This window comes from Streptomyces sp. NPDC001880 (genome assembly GCF_053594575.1).
Genome location: NZ_JBSFET010000105.1, coordinates 1 through 17788, shown reverse-complemented (window position 1 = coordinate 17788; position 17788 = coordinate 1). Strand labels below are relative to the sequence as shown.

At 69.8% G+C, this 17788-nt stretch carries 14 protein-coding genes; 7 read left to right on the top strand and 7 right to left on the bottom strand.

Annotation, left to right across the window (positions count from 1 at the left end; genetic code table 11):
- Nucleotides 1-58: 58 nt before the first annotated feature.
- Both ACWCQ6_RS31525 and ACWCQ6_RS31520 read right to left on the bottom strand, forming a co-directional pair.
- Nucleotides 59-2695, bottom strand: coding sequence for an ABC transporter permease/substrate binding protein (locus ACWCQ6_RS31525; RefSeq protein WP_451095035.1), 2637 nt, complete (start codon nt 2693-2695; stop codon nt 59-61).
- Nucleotides 2688-3761 (bottom strand): quaternary amine ABC transporter ATP-binding protein, encoded by a 1074-nt coding sequence (locus tag ACWCQ6_RS31520; RefSeq protein WP_451095033.1) that lies wholly within the window; start codon nt 3759-3761, stop codon nt 2688-2690. Before ACWCQ6_RS31520 ends, ACWCQ6_RS31525 begins: the two co-directional genes overlap by 8 nt.
- 349 nt (nt 3762-4110) lie before the next feature.
- On the opposite strand from ACWCQ6_RS31520, the gene ACWCQ6_RS31515 reads away from it, so the two are divergent.
- From ACWCQ6_RS31515 to ACWCQ6_RS31485, 7 genes are all read left to right on the top strand, one after another.
- Nucleotides 4111-5019: a 5'-3' exonuclease gene (locus ACWCQ6_RS31515; RefSeq protein ID WP_451095039.1), complete on the top strand. Its 909-nt coding sequence runs from the start codon at nt 4111-4113 to the stop codon at nt 5017-5019.
- 47 nt (nt 5020-5066) lie between these two features.
- A complete protein-coding gene (locus ACWCQ6_RS31510; RefSeq protein WP_451095031.1) occupies nt 5067-5909 on the top strand; it encodes a siderophore-interacting protein in 843 nt (280 codons plus the stop codon).
- A gap of 330 nt (nt 5910-6239) precedes the next feature.
- Nucleotides 6240-6824, top strand: a complete 585-nt coding sequence (locus tag ACWCQ6_RS31505; protein WP_451095029.1) for a sigma-70 family RNA polymerase sigma factor — start codon at nt 6240-6242, stop codon at nt 6822-6824.
- Entirely contained in the window at nt 6821-7618 is a 798-nt protein-coding gene (locus ACWCQ6_RS31500) for an anti-sigma factor (RefSeq protein WP_451095027.1), read from the top strand. The genes ACWCQ6_RS31505 and ACWCQ6_RS31500 overlap by 4 nt, the downstream gene beginning before the upstream one ends.
- A gap of 82 nt (nt 7619-7700) precedes the next feature.
- Entirely contained in the window at nt 7701-9065 is a 1365-nt protein-coding gene (locus ACWCQ6_RS31495; RefSeq protein ID WP_451095025.1) for a cryptochrome/photolyase family protein, read from the top strand.
- Nucleotides 9066-9220: 155 nt separating this feature from the next.
- Nucleotides 9221-10792 carry a molybdopterin-dependent oxidoreductase gene (locus ACWCQ6_RS31490; RefSeq protein WP_451095037.1) on the top strand — a complete coding sequence of 524 codons (1572 nt, stop codon included), beginning with the start codon at nt 9221-9223 and terminating at the stop codon, nt 10790-10792.
- Between the two features lie 507 nt (nt 10793-11299).
- Complete coding sequence (locus tag ACWCQ6_RS31485; protein WP_451095023.1) at nt 11300-11743, top strand: SPW repeat protein; 444 nt, start codon at nt 11300-11302, stop codon at nt 11741-11743.
- A 255-nt stretch (nt 11744-11998) separates the two neighbouring features.
- Here ACWCQ6_RS31485 and ACWCQ6_RS31480 read toward each other — a convergent pair whose 3' ends face one another.
- The 5 genes from ACWCQ6_RS31480 to ACWCQ6_RS31460 all read right to left on the bottom strand — a co-directional run bounded on the left by ACWCQ6_RS31480 (nt 11999) and on the right by ACWCQ6_RS31460 (nt 17695).
- Nucleotides 11999-14833, bottom strand: a complete 2835-nt coding sequence (locus tag ACWCQ6_RS31480) for a DEAD/DEAH box helicase (protein WP_451095021.1) — start codon at nt 14831-14833, stop codon at nt 11999-12001.
- A gap of 44 nt (nt 14834-14877) precedes the next feature.
- Nucleotides 14878-15786, bottom strand: a complete 909-nt coding sequence (locus ACWCQ6_RS31475) for a diacylglycerol kinase (protein ID WP_451095019.1) — start codon at nt 15784-15786, stop codon at nt 14878-14880.
- A 17-nt stretch (nt 15787-15803) separates the two neighbouring features.
- Nucleotides 15804-16751, bottom strand: coding sequence for a twin-arginine translocase subunit TatC (tatC, locus tag ACWCQ6_RS31470; RefSeq protein ID WP_451095017.1), 948 nt, complete (start codon nt 16749-16751; stop codon nt 15804-15806).
- Nucleotides 16752-16800: 49 nt separating this feature from the next.
- On the bottom strand, nt 16801-17094 hold the full coding sequence (gene tatA, locus ACWCQ6_RS31465) for a Sec-independent protein translocase subunit TatA (protein ID WP_451095015.1): 294 nt from the start codon (nt 17092-17094) through the stop codon (nt 16801-16803).
- Nucleotides 17095-17524: 430 nt separating this feature from the next.
- Entirely contained in the window at nt 17525-17695 is a 171-nt protein-coding gene (locus ACWCQ6_RS31460) for a hypothetical protein (RefSeq protein WP_451095013.1), read from the bottom strand.
- Nucleotides 17696-17788: the final 93 nt, after the last annotated feature.

The window sequence follows — 17788 nt, the reverse complement described above, 5'->3', positions numbered from 1 at the left end:
GTGGGCACCGCCGTCGGCGGTGCCCACCCCTTCCGGGTTCCGTGTCCTGCGGGAGGCCCTACAGCGGGGCCATCTTGTCCACGATGCCCGGGTTCTTCTCCATCCAGGCCTTCACGGCCTCTTCCTCGTGGCCCGCGCCGCGCTTCTGGATCTGGTTCTCCAGGCCGGCGAGCTGGTCCTCGCTCAGCTCGAAGTCCTTGAACCACTTCGTCAGCTGCGGGTAGTTCTCCGGGAAGTCCTTGGACGCGATGGTGTGCAGCCGGTCCCCGTCGCCGAAGGCCTTCTCGGGGTCCTCCAGCTTGGTCATGCCGTACTCGCTGTACGCCCAGTGCGGGGTCCAGAGCAGCACCGCGATGGGCTCCTTCTTGGCGTACGCGCGCTTCAGCTCTGCGAGCATGCCGGGTGTCGAGGAGTCGACGACCTTGTACTCCTTGTCCAGGCCGTAGGCCGGCAGGACGTTCTTCTTCAGGTTCTCCATGGTGGCGGTACCCGGCTCGATACCGACGATCCGGCCCTTGAACTGCTCGCCCTTGCCCTTGAGGTCGGCGAGGGACTTGACGTCCTTCACGTAGGAGGGCACCGCGACCTCGATGGACGTCGGGCCGTACCACGACCCGAGGTCGCTCAGCTGCGAGCCGTACTTCTCCCAGTAGTTCTTCTGGGTGTACGGCAGCCAGCCGTCGAACTGCACGTCGATCTGGCCGCGCGACATCGCGGTGTACATCGGGCCGACCTCGAACTGCTTGAGGTTGACCTTGTAGCCGCGCTCCTCCAGGACCGCCTTCCACAGGTACGTGGCGGCGATGTCCTCCTCCCAGGGGAACCAGGCCATCTCGACGGCGCGGTCGCGCTCGTCCTTGCCGTTCGCGCCCTTGGCCGTGCCGGACCCGGCGACCGGGGTCCACTTGTCGGCGAGGCCCGGGTTGGCCTTCAGCCAGGTGCGGACGGCCTCCTGCTCATTGCCGGAGCCGGACTTCTGGATCTGCGCCTCGAGACTGGTGAGCTGGTCCTCGCTCATCTTGAAGTTCTTGAGCCAGCTGCTGACCTCGGGGTTGTCGGCGGAGAAGCCCTTGCGGGCCAGGGTGTGGATGCCGTCGCCCTCGCCCCAGAGGTTCTTGGGGTCCTTGAGCTTGGTGAGCTCGAACTCGTTGTAGGCCCAGTGCGGCGACCAGAGCGGAACGACGATCGGTTCCTCCTTGGCGTACGCACGCTTCAGCTCGGCCAGCATCGACGGCGTGGAGCCGTCGACGACCTTGTACTCCTCGTCCAGGCCGTAGCCCGGCAGGATCTTGTCCTTGAGCAGGCCCATCTCACCGGCGCTCGGCTCGATGCCGACGATCCGGCCCTTGAACTGCTCGCCCTTGCCCTTGAGGTCGTCCAGCGACTGGATGTCCTTCATGTACGACGGGACGGCCAGTTCCAGCGAGGTGGGGCCGTACCAGGAGCCCATGTCCTCCAGGCGGTCCTGGTACTTCTCCCAGTAGCTGGCGTGGGTGACCGGGAGCCAGGAGTCGGTCTCGAAGTCGATCTGGCCGTTGGCCATGCCGGTGTAGAGCGCGCCGGCCTCGTACTGCTTGACGTCGACCTCGAAACCGCGCCGCTCCAGCAGCTCCTTCCAGAGGTAGGTGGAGGCGATGCCCTCGTCCCACGGGATGTAACCCATGCTGATCTTCTTGCCCGCGCCGATGTCCGAACCGCCGGCGGTGCTCTCGCTCTTGTCCGGGCCGGAGGAGCCGAAGACGCTCAGGGCGCCCGCGACGAGCGCGAGGACGACGACGCCGCTGACCGCGACGACTGGCTGCGGGCGGTGGTTCCAGATCTTGAATCCGCCGGCCATCGCCTGCGCCCTGGCGAGCGCGCGGCGGGCGAGCGGGGAGACCTCACGGCCGAGCGCGCCGGTCATCCGGTCCAGGTACATCGCCACGATGACGATGGAGATGCCCGCCTCGAATCCGAGACCGACGTCCACGTTGCCGATGGCGCGGTAGACGGCGCCACCGAGGCCGCCGCCGCCGACCATGCCGGCGATGACCACCATGGACAGGCCCAGCATGATGACCTGGTTGATGCCCGCCATGATCGTGGGCAGGGCCAGCGGCAGCTGGACCCGCAGCAGGATGTTGCGCTTGGTGGTGCCGAAGGCCTCGGCAGCCTCGACCAGCTCGCTGTCGACCTGGCGGATGCCGAGCTCGGTCATCCGGACGCCCGGAGGCAGCGAGAAGATGATGGTGGCGATGATGCCGGGCACCACGCCGACGCCGAAGAAGATGACGCCGGGAATCAGGTAGACCATGGCGGGCATGGTCTGCATGAAGTCCAGGACCGGCCGGGTCACCGCGCTGACGGTCTTGGAGCGGGACGCCCAGATCCCCAGCGGTACGGCCAGCACCAGCGCGATGATGGTCGCGACGAGCACCAGGGTGAGGGTGTCCATCGCTTCGTCCCACAGCTCGACGGAGTCGATGACCGCGAAGCCGACGAAGGAGAGCACACCGGCGAGCAGGCCGCGCAGCCACCAGGCGATGACTGCGACGATGCCCGCGAAGAGCAGCGGGGCGGGGGCGGAGAGCACGGCGGCGATGCCGTCGAACATGGTGCTGACGACCGAGCTGATCGCGTCGAACAGCCAGGCCAGATGGGTCTGGAGCCAGCCGACGGCGGAGTCGACCCAGTCGCCGAGAGGGAGCCTAAACACTGGCCACCTTCTTCGTGCCGACCGTGCCGGGCTCGATGTCCTGCGGGGCCTCGGCGGGGGTCATCGGCTCACCGAGGACGGCAAGCAGACGGGCGCGCGGCACGACGCCGACGAGTTCGCCCTCGGTGTCGGTCACGGCGACCGCGGCACTGCTTCGCGAGCAGGGCGTGAAGAGCTCGATGATCGGCGTGGACTCGGTGACGGTGGCCGGAGCGGCGGCGAGCACATCGGCCGGGGTGCGCAGCTCCTTGCCGTCCTCCGTGCTGCTGCCCATGACGGTGTGCGGCTCGGCCATGATGGCGCCCGCGGTCAGCACCCTGGCCCGGTCGACGTCCTGGGTGAAGGAGGCGACGTAGTCGTTGGCCGGGGTGACGAGGATGTCCTCGGCGGTGCCGAGCTGGACTATCCTCCCGTCGCGCATCACGGCGATACGGTCACCGAGGCGCATGGCCTCGTTGAGGTCGTGGGTGATGAAGACGATGGTCTTCTTCAGTCGCTTCTGCAGTTCGAGCAGCTGGTCCTGCATGTCGCGGCGGATCAGCGGGTCGAGTGCGCTGAAGGACTCGTCCATCAGCAGCAGGTCGGCGTCGGTGGCCAGGGCGCGGGCCAGGCCGACACGCTGCTGCATGCCGCCGGACAGCTCGTCGGGCCAGGACTTCTCCCAGCCGGCGAGGCCGGTCAGCTCCAGCGCCTCGGCGGCGCGCTTCTCGCGCTCGGCACGCGGTACGCCCTGGACCTCCAGGCCGTACGCGGCGTTCTCCAGCACACTGCGGTGAGGGAAGAGCGCGAAGTGCTGGAAGACCATGCTGATCTTGGAGGACCGGACATGGCGCAGTTCGGCGGGGCTCAGGGCGGTCAGGTCCTGGCCGTCGAAGAGCACACGTCCGGCGGTGGGCTCCAGAAGTCCGTTGAGCATGCGCAGCAACGTGGACTTCCCGGACCCGGACAGACCCATCACGACGAAGATCTGTCCCGGTTCGACGGTGAACGAGGCGTCGATCACCGCTGCGGTCGTTCCGTCGGCGCGCAACTCGTCGCGGTCGGCGCCGCCTTCGAGCTTCTGCACGGCTTGATCGGGTCGTCTGCCGAACACTTTGTACAAGCGTTCAGCTTGCAGCCTTGACACATACACCTCGCGGGTTGAACCGAAAAACGGTCTGCCACCCCCTCCGGCAGACCGTGGAGCGACGCGGATTCGGCCCGCATGGCACGCACACTGGTTGAAACCGGTACGTGATCCGCTCCGGCTGCGCGCCTGCCCCCGCTTGAACAACCCAAACGAAAGAGTGTCCCACATCACATGTGAGCGAACGTTTGCGGCCACTCGCCCCCTTGCCCACGCGCTCCCGCGGCCGGTGTCCGCAACGGCCGGTGTCGGCGGTGTGCGGCATCATCGGGGTGTGACGCGACGCCTGATGCTCCTCGACACCGCTTCCCTCTACTACCGCGCCTACTTCGGGGTCCCCGACTCGGTGCGCGCCCCGGACGGGACGCCCGTCAACGCCGTGCGCGGGCTGCTCGACTTCATCGGGCGCCTGGTGCAGGACCACCGGCCGGACGACCTGGTCGCCTGCATGGACGCGGACTGGCGGCCCCACTGGCGGGTCGAACTGATCCCCTCGTACAAGGCGCACCGGGTCGCGGTGGAGACCGCCGGGGGGCTGCCCGACGAGGAGGAGACCCCGGACACCCTGGCCCCGCAGGTGCCGGTCATCGAGGACGTGCTCGACGCGCTCGGCATCGCCCGGGTCGGTGTCGCGGGCTACGAGGCCGACGACGTGATCGGCACACTCACCGGCCTGGCCACCGGCCCCGTGGACATCGTCACCGGCGACCGGGACCTCTACCAGCTGGTCGACGACGCACGCGGGGTGCGGGTGCTCTACCCGCTGAAGGGCGTCGGCTCGCTCCAGCTCACGGACGAGGCGTGGCTGCGGGAGAAGTACGGGGTGGACGGCTCCGGCTACGCCGACCTGGCTCTGCTGCGCGGCGACCCGAGCGACGGGCTGCCGGGCGTCCCCGGCATCGGGGAGAAGACCGCGGCGAAGCTGCTCGACACCTTCGGCGATCTGGCCGGAATCATGGCCGCCGTCGACGACCCGAAGGCCGGGCTGACACCGTCGCAGCGCAAGCGGCTCGACGAGGCGCGGGAGTACGTGGCCGTCGCACCGAAGGTGGTCCGGGTCGCCGGTGACGTCCCCCTGCCGGAGTTCGACCCCGCGCTGCCTGCCGGGCCGCGTGATCCGGCCGCCCTCGAAGCCCTCGCGAAGCGATGGGGACTGGGCGGTGCGCTGCAGCGCCTGCTCTCCGCTCTGCACGCCTGAGATGCTAGCTTAGGTAAGCCTAAGCACATCGGAGCAGGGAGAACCTCGTGGCAGAACGACCGGCGCGGCAGGCACCCACGGCGCAGGGGGCCGAGGTGGTGCGCACCGAGCAGATCACCCCGCACATGGTGCGCGTGGTGCTCGGCGGCGAGGGCCTGGCCGGCTTCGGGCTCTCCGGGTTCACCGACCACTACGTCAAGCTCTGCTTCGCCCCGGAGGGCGCCGACTACGCGCACCCCTTCGACATGGCCCGCATCCGCGAGGAGCAGCCCCGGGAGCTGTGGCCCACGACCCGTACGTACACGGTGCGTTCCTGGGATCCGGTCGCCCGTGAGCTGGCGATCGACTTCGTGGTCCACGGGGACGAGGGCCTCGCCGGTCCCTGGGCGATGCGGGCGGTCCCGGGCGAGCAGGTGACCTTCCTGGGGCCGGGCGGCGGCTACGGGCCGGACGCCTCCGCCGACTGGCACCTCCTGGCGGGCGACGAGAGCGCGCTGCCGGCCGTCGCGGCGACCCTGGAGCAGATGCCGGCGGGCGCGGTGGTGCACGCGTTCGTCGAGGTGGCGGACGCGGAGGAGGAGCAGAAGATCGTGACGCCCGACGGCGTCGAGGTGACCTGGCTGCACCGCGGTCAGCGCCCGGTCGGCGAGGCGCTGACCGCCGCCGTGAAGGAGCTGGACTTCCCCGCGGGCGAGGTCCGGGCGTTCGTCCACGGCGAGGCTGGCTTCGTGAAGGAGATCCGCCGCCATCTGCGCCTGGAGCGCAAGATCCCGCTCGACCGGCTGTCCATCTCGGGCTACTGGCGGCTCGGCCAGAACGACGACGCCTGGCGCTCGGTCAAGCGTGCGTGGAACGCACAGGTGGAGCGCGAGCAGGAGAGCGCCGCGTAACACCGGATCACCCCCGTACGCCCCGGCCGGCGGCCGGGCAGATGATGCTTGGGATCTGCCGCTGGGCCGGGGGATGCTTCTGGAAGGGGCGTCGGCCGGGGATCCCCCAGCCGGCGATGGGGCCGTTGCCGGTGCTGCCGATCCTGCTCTCGCCGTTCGGACCGCTGGTCTTCCTCGCGCCGGTCTTCCTCGCGCCGCTCGGACGGCGTCAACCACGATGTATCGCGAATTTCGGGATGCGTGGAAGGATCTCGCGCACTGACCAATCCGCGCTGCCGTCGGTTCCGGATCACATCGGAGAGCCGATGCGCGATCAGAGAGGAAGCCCGCGTGAAGGAAGCCGTGCACATCAGCGGAGCGCCCTCGGCGAGGCCCGATCTGCAGGAGCTGCTGGGCATGGTCGCCCGGGGCGACCAGGACGCCTTCGCCGAGGTGTACGACGTGGTCAGCGGGCCCGTCCTCGGGCTGGTGCGCAGCGTGCTGCGCGATCCCGCCCAGTCGGAGGAGGTCGCACAGGAGGTACTGGTCGAGGTGTGGCGTACGGCCCCCCGCTTCCGGGCCTCCCGGGGCAGCGCGATGAACTGGGTGCTGACGCTCGCCCACCGCCGGGCGGTGGACCGGGTGCGATCGGCCGAGGCGTCGTCGGCCCGCGGGCACAGGGCAGCACTGCTGGACCGTACGCCCGCCTTCGACGAGGTCACCGAGCAGGTGGAGAGCCGGCTGGAGCGCGAACAGGTCCACCGCTGCATGCGGACGCTGTCCGAACTGCAACGGCAGTCCGTGGCCCTCGCCTACTACCGGGGGCTGACCTACCGCGAGGTCTCGGAACTGCTGTGCGTGCCGCTCGGGACCGTCAAGACACGACTGCGCGACGGGCTGATCCGGCTGCGCGACTGCCTCGGGGTGAGCGCATGAGCAAGGCCGAACTGCACACACTGACCGGGGCGTACGCCCTGCACGCGCTGTCGGACGGCGAACGGTCGGACTTCGAACGGCATCTCGCCGACTGCGGGCCCTGTGCCGTCGAGGTGCACGAGCTGTCCGAGACCGCCACCCGGCTCGGCCTCGCGGTGACCGGGGCCCCGCCGCGCGGACTGCGCGACAGGGTGCTGCGGGAAATCACGACCGTACGACAGGAGTCACCGTCGGGCGCCGGGCGGCACCACTGCGACGACGCGCCGGCCGGGGGCGGCAGTGCCGCGGGGCGCGGCGCAGGCGGTTCCGGCCTGGGCGGCCGCCTGCCGAGGTTCGCGCTGGCCGCCTGTCTCGCCGCCGCCGTCGCACTCGGCGGGACCGCTGTCTGGCAGCACCGTGCGGCCCAGGACGCCCGGCAGGAGGCCCTGGCTGCACAGCAACGGAACGAGCGGCTGACCCAGGTCCTCGCCGCACCGGACGCCGAGGCCTCCTCCGGCACGATGAAGGACGGCACGAAGGGGACGGTCGTGGTCTCGCGGAGTGTGGACCGGGCCGTGTTCATGGCCTCGGGGATACGACAGCCGCCCAACGGCAAGGTGTACCAGCTGTGGTTCGACGACCGCGGCACCATGCGCTCCGCCGGGATGATGAAGTCCCCGGCCGCGAGCGGCGCCTTTCTGCTGGACGGCCCCGTGGACGGGGCATCGGGCGTGGGAATCACGGTGGAACCCGCCGGCGGCTCCGCGCGGCCGACGTCCGCGCCACTGATGCTGATGGAGTTCCCGGCAGCATGACCCGGGTCCGGCCCGCCGGACCGGACGACGACCGCCCCTCGTACAAGGGCGGTATGACCGAATCCGGAAGGAACACACATCCATGACGGTCTCCGTGGCACTGTTCACCTCCGATCTGCGCGTGCACGACAATCCGGTGCTGCGGGCCGCGACGGGCGACGCGGATGCCGTCGTCCCGCTGTTCGTCCTCGACCCGGGCATCCACCGGGCCGGCTTCGACGCGCCGAACCGGCGGGCGTTTCTCGCGGACTGCCTCGCCGACCTCGATGCCGGGCTGCGCCGCCGCGGCGGACGGCTCGTCGTGCGGGAGGGCGACGCGGTGGCCGTCGCCCGTGCCGTGGTCGTGGAGACCGGTGCGCGGAGCCTGCACGTCGCCGGCGGGGTGAGCGGGTACGCGACGCGACGCGAGGAGGGGCTGCGTACGGCTCTGGCAGCCGTCGGCTGCACCCTGCGCGTGCACGACGCCGTGGTCACCGCGCTCGCCCCGGGCCGGGTCGTCCCGGCCGGCCGCGATCACTTCGCGGTGTTCACCCCGTACCTCCGGCGTTGGGAGGCGGCGGGAGTACGGAGCACACTTGCCGCGCCGCACACGGTGCGGCTGCCGGAAGGCGTGAGGTCCGAGCCGTTGCCGGAACGGGCGGAGGTGACAGGGACCTCCCCCGGGCTCGCCACGGGCGGCGAGTTCGCCGGCCGCCGGCTGCTGTCGTCCTGGCTGCGCGGCCCGCTGGCCGACTACGAGAGCGGTCACGACGATCTGGCCGGTGACGCGACCTCCAGACTCTCCCCGTACTTCCACTTCGGCTGTGTCTCGGCGGCCGAAGCCATCGACCGGGCCAGGCAGCGGGGCGGAGCGGGCGCCGACGCCTTCGTGCGGCAGCTGGCGTGGCGGGACTTCCATCACCAGGTGCTCGCCGCCCGGCCGGACGCCGCCTGGGAGGACTACCGAACGCGGCACGACCGGTGGCGGTCCGACGAGGACGAGGTCGAGGCCTGGCGCTCGGGGCGCACCGGCTATCCGCTGGTCGACGCGGCGATGCGGCAGCTGGCGCATGAGGGATGGATGCACAACCGGGGCAGGATGCTCGTGGCCGGTTTCCTCACCAAGACCCTCTACGTGGACTGGCGCGTGGGTGCCCGGCACTTCCTCGACCTGCTGGTCGACGGCGATCTGGCGAACAATCAGCTCAACTGGCAGTGGATGGCGGGGACCGGCACCGACACCCGCCCCAACCGGGTCCTGAACCCCGTCGTCCAGGGCAAACGGTTCGATCCGCGCGGTGCGTACGTGCGCCGCTGGGTGCCGGAACTTGCGGATCTGGCGGACAGCGAGATCCATGAGCCGTGGAAACTGTCCGGGCCCCGACGGTCCGCGACCGGCTACCCGGAACCGCTCGTCGACCTGGCGGAGGCACGGGCCCGCTTCGAACGGGCACGCGGCCACCGGTGACGGCGGGCGGCGTGGATGAAAGGTCCACACCCGGCGGAAAGAATTCTCACTCGGTCGAATGAGGGACCAATCCATCCGGCGCACAGCGACGAATACCGGTCGTGAGTGAAGATCGAGACGATGCGCAGCCCGGGGCCGGCCGGCCCGGGCGACCGGTGCGGGCTCGCACCGCCCTCGCCGCGCTCAGCGGTCTGATCGCCGGGTTCTGTGCCCTGGCGGTCGCCGAACTGGTCGCGGCTCTCCTACGCCCCGAGGCGGGCCCGGTCACAGCGGTGGGGAGTGCGGTGATCGACCGCACTCCCCAGGCCGTGCGGGAGTTCGCCGTACGGAACTTCGGCACCGCCGACAAGCTGGTGCTCAACCTCGGGATCCTGATCCTCCTGTCTCTCTTCGCCATGGCGATCGGGGTGCTGGCACTGCGGCACCGGCGGACGGGTTCGGCTGCCGTCCTGGTCTTCGGCCTGGTCGGGGCGGTGGCAGCGGCAGGGCGCCCGGAGGGCACGCCGGCCGACGCGCTGCCTTCGCTGGTGGGTGCCGCCGTGGCCGCCGGAGTGCTCTGCCTCCTGGTCGGACGGCTCGCACCAACTCCTCGTCCCTCTCCCTCGGCTGAGGAGAGGGACGAGGGAGCGAACGGCGGCTTCGACCGCCGTGGCTTCGTGACCGCGGCCACCGTCACGGCGGTCGCCTCCGCCGGCGCGGGAATCCTGGGGCGGCGGCTCACGTCGTCCGTCCAGTCCGGAGCCTCCGCTTCACGTCATGACCTGGTCCTGCCGGCACCGCGTTCCACCGCACCGGCGGTCCCGGCCGGCGCCGATCTGAGGATTCGGGGGCTGAGCTCGTTCATCACTCCGAACAAGGACTTCTACCGGGTGGACACGGCTCTGGTCGTGCCACGCGTCGATGCGGGCACATGGCGGCTGAGGATCCATGGCAAGGGTGTGGCGCGGCCCGTCACCATCGGCCTCCACGACCTGCTGCGAAGGGAGGTCGTCGAGCGGGACATCACTTTGACCTGTGTGTCCAACGAGGTCGGCGGGCCTTATGCCGGCAACGCCAGATGGCTCGGCGTCCGACTGGCCGATCTGTTGCGCGACGCGGGAGTACGCCCCCCGTCGAAGGGCGGGCCCGCCGACCAGATCGTGGCGCGCTCCGTGGACGGCATGACGATCGGTACACCGGTCGAGGCGGTCATGGACGGGCGCGACGCTCTGCTGGCCTTCGGCATGAACGGCGAGCCCCTGCCCTTCGAGCACGGCTTCCCGGTCCGGATGGTCGTTCCCGGCCTGTACGGATACGTGTCCGCCTGCAAGTGGATCAAGGAAATCGAGCTGACGACGTTCGCCGACTACGACGCCTACTGGGTCGAGCGGGGCTGGGCCGAGGAGGCACCGGTCAAGACCGAGTCGCGGATCGACACCCCCCGCCCGTTCGCCTCTCCCAGGGCCGGCATCGTGCCGGTGGCCGGAGTGGCCTGGGCCCAGCACCGCGGTATCTCCAGGGTCGAGGTCCGGGTGGACGGCGGGCAGTGGCACACGGCGCGGCTGGCTGCGGCGGACACCCGGGACACCTGGCGCCAGTGGGTGTGGGAGTGGCCCGCCACATCGGGCCGTCACACCCTTGAGGTTCGCGCCACCGACGGAACGGGTGCCACCCAGACCGGCGATCGCGTGGGCACCGTGCCCGACGGTGCGACCGGCTGGCACTCGGTGGAGGTCGACGTGCCCTGATCGCGGCACACCGCGACCTGACCGTCCGTCTCACGGAATCCCGCACCGCCGCCGCCCTGACGGCAGTGGTTGTCCTGGCCCTGACGGCCTGTTCCGGCGGATCACAGGAGAACTCGGCCGGTTCCACCGCCGGTTCGGCCAGCCCCGCAGTACGGTCCACGCCCCGGCACAGCTGCGTGCGGTCCCATCTCGCCCACGAGAAGACCGCGTTCCGTACGCTGACCGGATGAACCCGACGGCGCGATCCCCTCGCGCTGGACGGAGCCGCTGCACGTGCCGCTGCCGGAGTACGGGGACCGGGTGCTGCGGACGCCCGGTCCGGTGGCCCTGGCGGGGCGGCTGGACGGTGGCCCGGATCGCGCGGACCCCACGTGCCCCCATGCGGTTCCCACGGATCTTGCGGGTCCTGGATCTGCACATAAGGACGACATAAGCGCAGAATGACATTGCAGGCCGCTTATCGCACAGAAGAGGCTGGTTGGTCTGCAGGAGCGAAGGAGACAACCCATGTCGAACCTCTCGCACACCGGCCGTGACATGGCCAGTCACCCGGATGTTTCCGAAATGCGCGATCGCTATGCCCGCATGCTCGGTGGCCGCGATGTGGCCCTGGTGGACGCGCCGGTGTTCCTCGTCGGTCTCTACTGCGCCGTCTCGCCGTGGGTGCTGCACTTCACGGCGACTCAGCCCGCACTCGCGACGCACAACCTGATCATGGGTATCGCGATCGCGGCACTGGGCCTCGGTTTCACCGTCATGCCGGATCGCATGTACGGCCTGAGCTGGGCCATCTGTGCCATGGGGATCTGGACGATCCTCTCGACGTGGATCGTCGGCAGCAGCCCGGACCTCGGCATCGTCCTCAGCAACGTCATCATCGGCGGTCTGACCGTGCTGCTGGGACTGGCCTGCGTGGCCGTGTCCATGAAGAGCGGCAAGCGCGCGACCTGAGACAAGGGATTTGCTCGGCGGAAGAGGACGCCCGGCCGGTCCGCTCCATGCGGACCGGCCGGGTGCCGGTGTGGTCCGGCCCGTGGGTCAGCTCTCCCGGAACGGCGGATAGTCCACGTCGAAGGGGAGGGAGAAGGGGCGGGGAGCGGGGTTCAGAGCGGGAGGGGAGGCCCGACGGCGCGGGCCCCCAGGAGCATTGCACCGGGCAGACCGCACAACGCCCGCCCCGGGAAACCGCTCCCCGCCGCGATCAGGTCACCCCACAGAGCTGTACGCCACAACCCCCCGCAACACCGCGTCCACCGCCTTGTGCGCACTCCGTGCCACAGAGCTCCCGTCCCGAGGCGCCGCAGCCGCAATCTGCCCCAGCACGTCGATCACCTGCTTGCACCACCGCACAAAGTCCCCGGCCGGCATCTCCGCCTCGCCCAGCACCTCGTCCAGCGTCCGCCCCGACGCCCACATGTAGACCGCCCAGGCGAAGCCGAGGTCGGGTTCACGCTGCCCGACACCCTCCGCCTGGTTGATCTTGAATTCCTCTTCCAGTGCGTCGAGCCGGCCCCAGATCCGGACCATCTCGCCCAGCGCGGTCCGCGCGGGTCCCGACGGCAGCTTCGGCGCCACCGCGTCGTCGGCCTGCCGTGCCTCGTACACCAACGCCGAGACGCACGCCGCGAGTTCGGCGGGGTTCAACCCCTCCCACACACCCGCCCGCAGGCACTCGCTCGCCAGCAGATCGAGCTCGCCGTAGAGCCGCGCCAGACGGCGCCCGTGCTCGGTGACCTCGTTGCCCCGCAGATAGTCGAGCTCGGTGAGCAGCGCCACGATCCGGTCGAAGGTGCGGGCGATCGTGTTCGTCCGCCCCTCGATCCGGCGCTCCAGCTGCCTGGTGTCGCGTTGCAGGCGGTGATATCGCTCGGCCCAGCGCGCATGGTCCTCACGCTCGGCGCATCCGTGGCAGGGGTGCGCACGCAGCTGGGCCCGGTAGCGGGCGATCTCCCGGTCGTCGGCCGCGGCGGACCGCCCCTTGCGGTGCCGCTCGGGGACTATGTGCCCGGCCTTGGTCCGCAGCGCGGAGGCCAGGTCGCGGCGCGACTGCGGGGAGCGCGGGTTGAACGACTTCGGCACCCGCATCCGCTCCAGCGCCTCCACCGGAACGGGGAAGTCGATCGAGGCGAGCCGCTTGACCTGACGCTCGGCCGTGAGCACCAACGGCCGCGGCCCGTCGTGGTATTCGAGCCCGCGATGGCCGTGCCCGTTGGTCCGCCCGGCGGGCAGGCCGGGGTCGAGGACAAGCGCCAGTCCGGCGAACTTTCCGGTGGGCACATGGATGACGTCGCCGGGCTTGAGCCGCTCCAGGGACGCCGCGGCCTCGGCCCGCCGCTGTGTGGCGCCCTGCTTGGCCAGTTCGGTCTCCCGGTTCTTGAGGTCGCGGCGCAGCCGCGCGTACTCCTCGAAGTCACCGAGGTGGCAGGTCATGCCCTCCCGGTAGCCCTCCAGCCCCTCTTCGTTCCTCTGGACCTGCCGGGAGATGCCGACCACCGACCGGTCCGCCTGGAACTGTGCGAAGGAGGTCTCCAGCAGCTCGCGCGAGCGGTGCCGCCCGAACTGCTGCACCAGGTTGACGGCCATGTTGTACGAGGGCCGGAAGCTGGACCGCAGCGGATACGTACGCGTACCCGCGAGTCCGGCGAGCGCCCCCGGGTCCATGCCGCGCTGCCACAGCACCACCGCGTGGCCCTCGACGTCGATGCCGCGCCGCCCGGCCCGCCCGGTCAGCTGGGTGTACTCGCCGGGGGTGATGTCGGCGTGCTGCTCGCCGTTCCACTTGACGAGCTTCTCCAACACCACGGAGCGCGCAGGCATGTTGATGCCGAGGGCGAGGGTCTCGGTGGCGAAGACGGCCTTGACGAGCCCGCGCACGAACAGCTCCTCGACGACTTCCTTGAACGTCGGCAGCATGCCCGCGTGGTGCGCGGCGATGCCCCGCTCCAGTCCTTCGAGCCATTCGTAATAGCCCAGGACATGGAGGTCCTCGCCGGGAATGGACGCGGTCCGCTCCTCGACGATCTCGCGGACCAGGCGTCGCTTGCCCTCGTCGTTGAGCCGCAGTCCGGCGTGCAGACACTGCTGTACGGCGGCCTCGCAGCCGGCCCGGCTGAAGATGAACGTGATTGCGGGAAGCAGCCCTTCGGCATCCAGCCGGTCGATGACCTCGGGCCTGGCCGGGGTCCAGATCCGGCTGCGCTGGCGCCGCTCGCGCTCGCGGTCGGCCTCCCGGACCATCTTGCCGCGGCGGCGCTCACGGGGGTTGTACCCGCGCTGGTTCTCCATCCGGACGAGCCGGACGAGGTCGGGGTTGACCTCGCGGCGTCCGGCGCCGCGGCCACCGTGGTCGGTCTCCTCCTCGAAGAGGTCGTACATCCGGCGGCCTACCAGCACATGCTGCCAGAGCGGCACGGGGCGGTGCTCGGAGACGATCACCTGGGTGTCACCGCGGACGGTGTCCAGCCAGTCGCCGAACTCCTCGGCGTTGGACACGGTCGCCGAGAGCGACACCAGGGTCACGGAATCCGGAAGGTGAATGATCACTTCCTCCCAGACGGCGCCGCGGAAGCGGTCGGAGAGGTAGTGCACCTCGTCCATCACCACGTAGCCGAGGCCGCGCAGCGCCTGCGAGCCCGCGTACAGCATGTTCCGCAGCACCTCTGTGGTCATGACGACCACCGGGGCATCGCCGTTGACACTGTTGTCGCCGGTCAGTAGGCCGACCTTCTCCGGTCCGTAGCGCTTGACCAGGTCGGCGAACTTCTGGTTGGACAGGGCCTTGATGGGGGTGGTGTAGAAACACTTGCGGCCCTGTTCGAGGGCGAGGTGCACGGCGAATTCGCCGACGATCGTCTTGCCCGAGCCGGTCGGGGCCGCGACGAGCACCCCCTTGCCGGCCTCCAGGGCCTCGCAGGCCTCGATCTGATAGGGGTCCAGATCGAATTCGTACAGCTCGCGGAAGGGCGCGAGGGCGGTGGCCTGCTCGGCGGCACGGATCCGAGAAGCCTGGTATCGCTCAGCTGGTGAGAGGTCCTCTGTCATCTTGCTTACGAGCCTACCCGCCGCCTCTGACAGTGACGCGATCTTTAAATCCCGCTGGGAGAACCCTGCACGAGCACCCCGACCGCGCCCGGCACACAGTGCGCGGTCAGCGGCAGCGCCCCGAGTTGTTCACCGTCCGCGTACGCGGTGACACCGGCCGCGGCCAGCTCGATCGAGGAGACCCGGTGCACGGTGACCTCGGGGTGGCCGAGGTGGGTCCCCTTGTAGACGCGGGGGAACACCTTGAGCAGGGTGGTGCGGCTGCAGTCCCCGACAACGGTCACGTCGAAGAGCCCGTCGTCCATGACGGCGTCGGCGCAGATCCGCATGCCGCCGCCGTACGTCGTTCCGTTGCCGACGGCGATCAGCGTCGCCTCGATCTCCCGCACCGGTCCGCCGTCCAGCCTGACGCGATACGGGATGGGCTTGAACGCGGCGAGTTCGGCGAGGATCGCGAGGTCGTACTTGAAGCGTCCGCCGACCCATCGCATCCGGTTGCCGCGGTCGTTGACCCGGGAGTCGAAGCCGGAGGCCAGCACCGACCCGAACCACCGGTCGCCGACCCGGCCCAGGTCGATCTCGCGCACGGCACCCCCCTTGAGCGCCTCGGCGGCCAGCCGTCCGGCGGCGGCAGGATCCCGTACCGGCAACCCGAGAGCGCGGGCGAAGTCGTTCCCGGTGCCGACGGCCACGACCCCGAGCGGCGTCGTCGTTCCCGCGACCGCCTGCAGGGCGAGCGACATCATGCCGTCCCCTCCGACGGCTATCAGGGCACCGGTCCCGGCGGCAACGGCCTCGCGGGCCCGCCGCAGGGCGTCGCCGGCGTCCTCACCGAGCACCGTGCGTACGGAGAATCCGGCGTCCCGCAACGCGGAAGCGGCCGGCTGCGCGGCGTGCGCGCCCCGGCCGCGTCCTGCGGTGGGATTGACGAAAAGGGTGATCTCGCTGGTCACCCGGGGACCCTACAAGGTCAGGTGATGTCGTCGTAACCGTTGACCCGGTCATGGTCCGAGTTCGCCTGGGTAGGCAACGCCCTGCTGGAGGAGACCGATTCGACCTCTTCGATGTCCTCGGGGGTGAGGTCCAGCTTCGAAGCCTCGTCGTCGTCAAGGCCGGCATCGGGATTGGAACGCTGCCTGCGCTTGTCGTTGAGAAGGGAGAAACCCACCGCGATGAAGTAGAGCACCGCGAGCGGACCCGAGAGCAGAAGCATCGAGATGGGCTCGCCGCCCGGTGTCGCGATGGCCGCGAACGCGGTGAGTCCAATGATCATCCCGCGCCACCAGCGCAGCATGCGAACGCCGGACAGGACCCCGGTGATATTGAGCAGGATCAGCAACAGTGGCAGCTCGAAGGCCAGCCCGAAGACGACCACCATGCGGGTGATCAAGTCGAGAAAGTCGTCCAGCGGCAGCAGGTTCTTCACGTTGTCGGGCGTGAATCCCAGCATGATCTGGGCAGTCTGCGGCAGGATCTCGTACGCCAGGTAGGCGCCGGCCAGGAAGAGCGGCACCCCGGCCGCGACGAAGGCCACCGCGTGGCGCTTCTCGTGTTTGTGCAGGCCTGGGGCCACAAATGCCCAGAGCTGGTAGAGCCAGACGGGGGTGGCCACCAGCACACCCGTCATCAGGGACACCTTCAGCGCGATGGTGAACGGTGACAGCAGACCGTTGGTGGTCATCTCCGCGCACGGTCGACCATTGATCATGGTCACGGCGCCGTTCTTGCAGCCGACCGAATCCAGGATCGGCTTCATCAGGAACTCGAAGATTTCCTTCTGGAAGAACGCTGCCGCGATCACGGCGATCACGATGGCCAGGACCGACTTCAGCAGTCGATCGCGCAGCTCACGCAGGTGATCGAGGAGAGGCATCCGCCCCTCGTCGTCCTTCTCCTGCTTGCGGGCAGACTTGAGCAACCCACTTCCCTCGTCTCGTGCAGCAGCTGTCGGTGGAGCGGGGCAGCTGTCAGTTCTGGGTGGTGGGCTTGGCCTCGCTGACCGGACGGGCGCTGCTGACGTCTCCCGGAGCGGCCTGAATGGTACGGGCGGGCGCCGCCTGCGGTGAGGTGTCCGCAGCGGTCTCCGCGGTGGGCCCCGCAGGCTCCGCGTCGTCCTTCTTCATGGCCTTGGCCTCACTCTTGAGGATGCGGGCCGACTTGCCGAGCGAACGCGCCATGTCGGGAAGCTTCTTGGCACCGAAGAGCAGCAAGATGACGGCGATGATCAGAACGATCTCGAGGGGCTTCAGATTGCCGATCATGTGCGACTTCCTTCTCACTGAGGCGACTGGAGGGCGGGCTCGCTACCCATTCGGCCGGACACACGTCCAGCCTGCGCGCTGACAGCGATCGTAACCTGCAGGGGTAAACGCAAGGCAATGCCCGTGCATACTCCCGCTTGCGGCCCGCGCCTGCCCCTGGGCAGGCGTCAGCAGGGTACCTCCGCACCGGTGAATCAAGAGTCCGCTCGCCTGCTGGTGCCGCGGCACTGAGGGCTGTCCCGTAATCCCCGGTGGATCAGCGCGCGGCGTCAGATGCGGTGCATCGCAAGGCGGAGGGACGTCCGCATACTGGATGTATGCGGACGTTCCGACAACGCGGCGAGGAGTGGGGTCTCCCCTGCTCGAGTGCAGCCGAGAGCTTGGGGAAGTAGCTGTCGTCGTGCGCCCACCGGGGATTACGGAACAGCCCTTAGCGCAGCGCCTCGCCGGTCGCGGCAAGGTCCGTCGCCGCCCGTTCGAGGTCCTCCGCGGCACGGTTGATGCGCTCGGTCGTCCGCGTCACCTGGCGCCCGAGCCGCTGGACCTCGATGAAGACCTTGACGGCCAGCACGCCGAGTACGGCGATCCCGAGAAATCCCACGGTCCTTGCCGAAGCCCTTCGGGGAGATCTTCGTGCCCGGCGGGTACTGCCGCCGCTTGTACTCCGCGGTGTCCACCATCCGCAGCGTCCTCG

Coding starts and splice junctions, on each gene's coding strand:
- ACWCQ6_RS31515 (WP_451095039.1), top strand. CDS start 4,111: ATGCTCCTCGACACCGCTTCCCTCTACTACCGCGCCTACTTCGGGGTC.
- ACWCQ6_RS31500 (WP_451095027.1), top strand. CDS start 6,821: ATGAGCAAGGCCGAACTGCACACACTGACCGGGGCGTACGCCCTGCAC.
- ACWCQ6_RS31495 (WP_451095025.1), top strand. CDS start 7,701: ATGACGGTCTCCGTGGCACTGTTCACCTCCGATCTGCGCGTGCACGAC.
- ACWCQ6_RS31485 (WP_451095023.1), top strand. CDS start 11,300: ATGTCGAACCTCTCGCACACCGGCCGTGACATGGCCAGTCACCCGGAT.
- ACWCQ6_RS31480 (WP_451095021.1), bottom strand. CDS start 14,833: ATGACAGAGGACCTCTCACCAGCTGAGCGATACCAGGCTTCTCGGATC.
- tatA (WP_451095015.1), bottom strand. CDS start 17,094: ATGATCGGCAATCTGAAGCCCCTCGAGATCGTTCTGATCATCGCCGTC.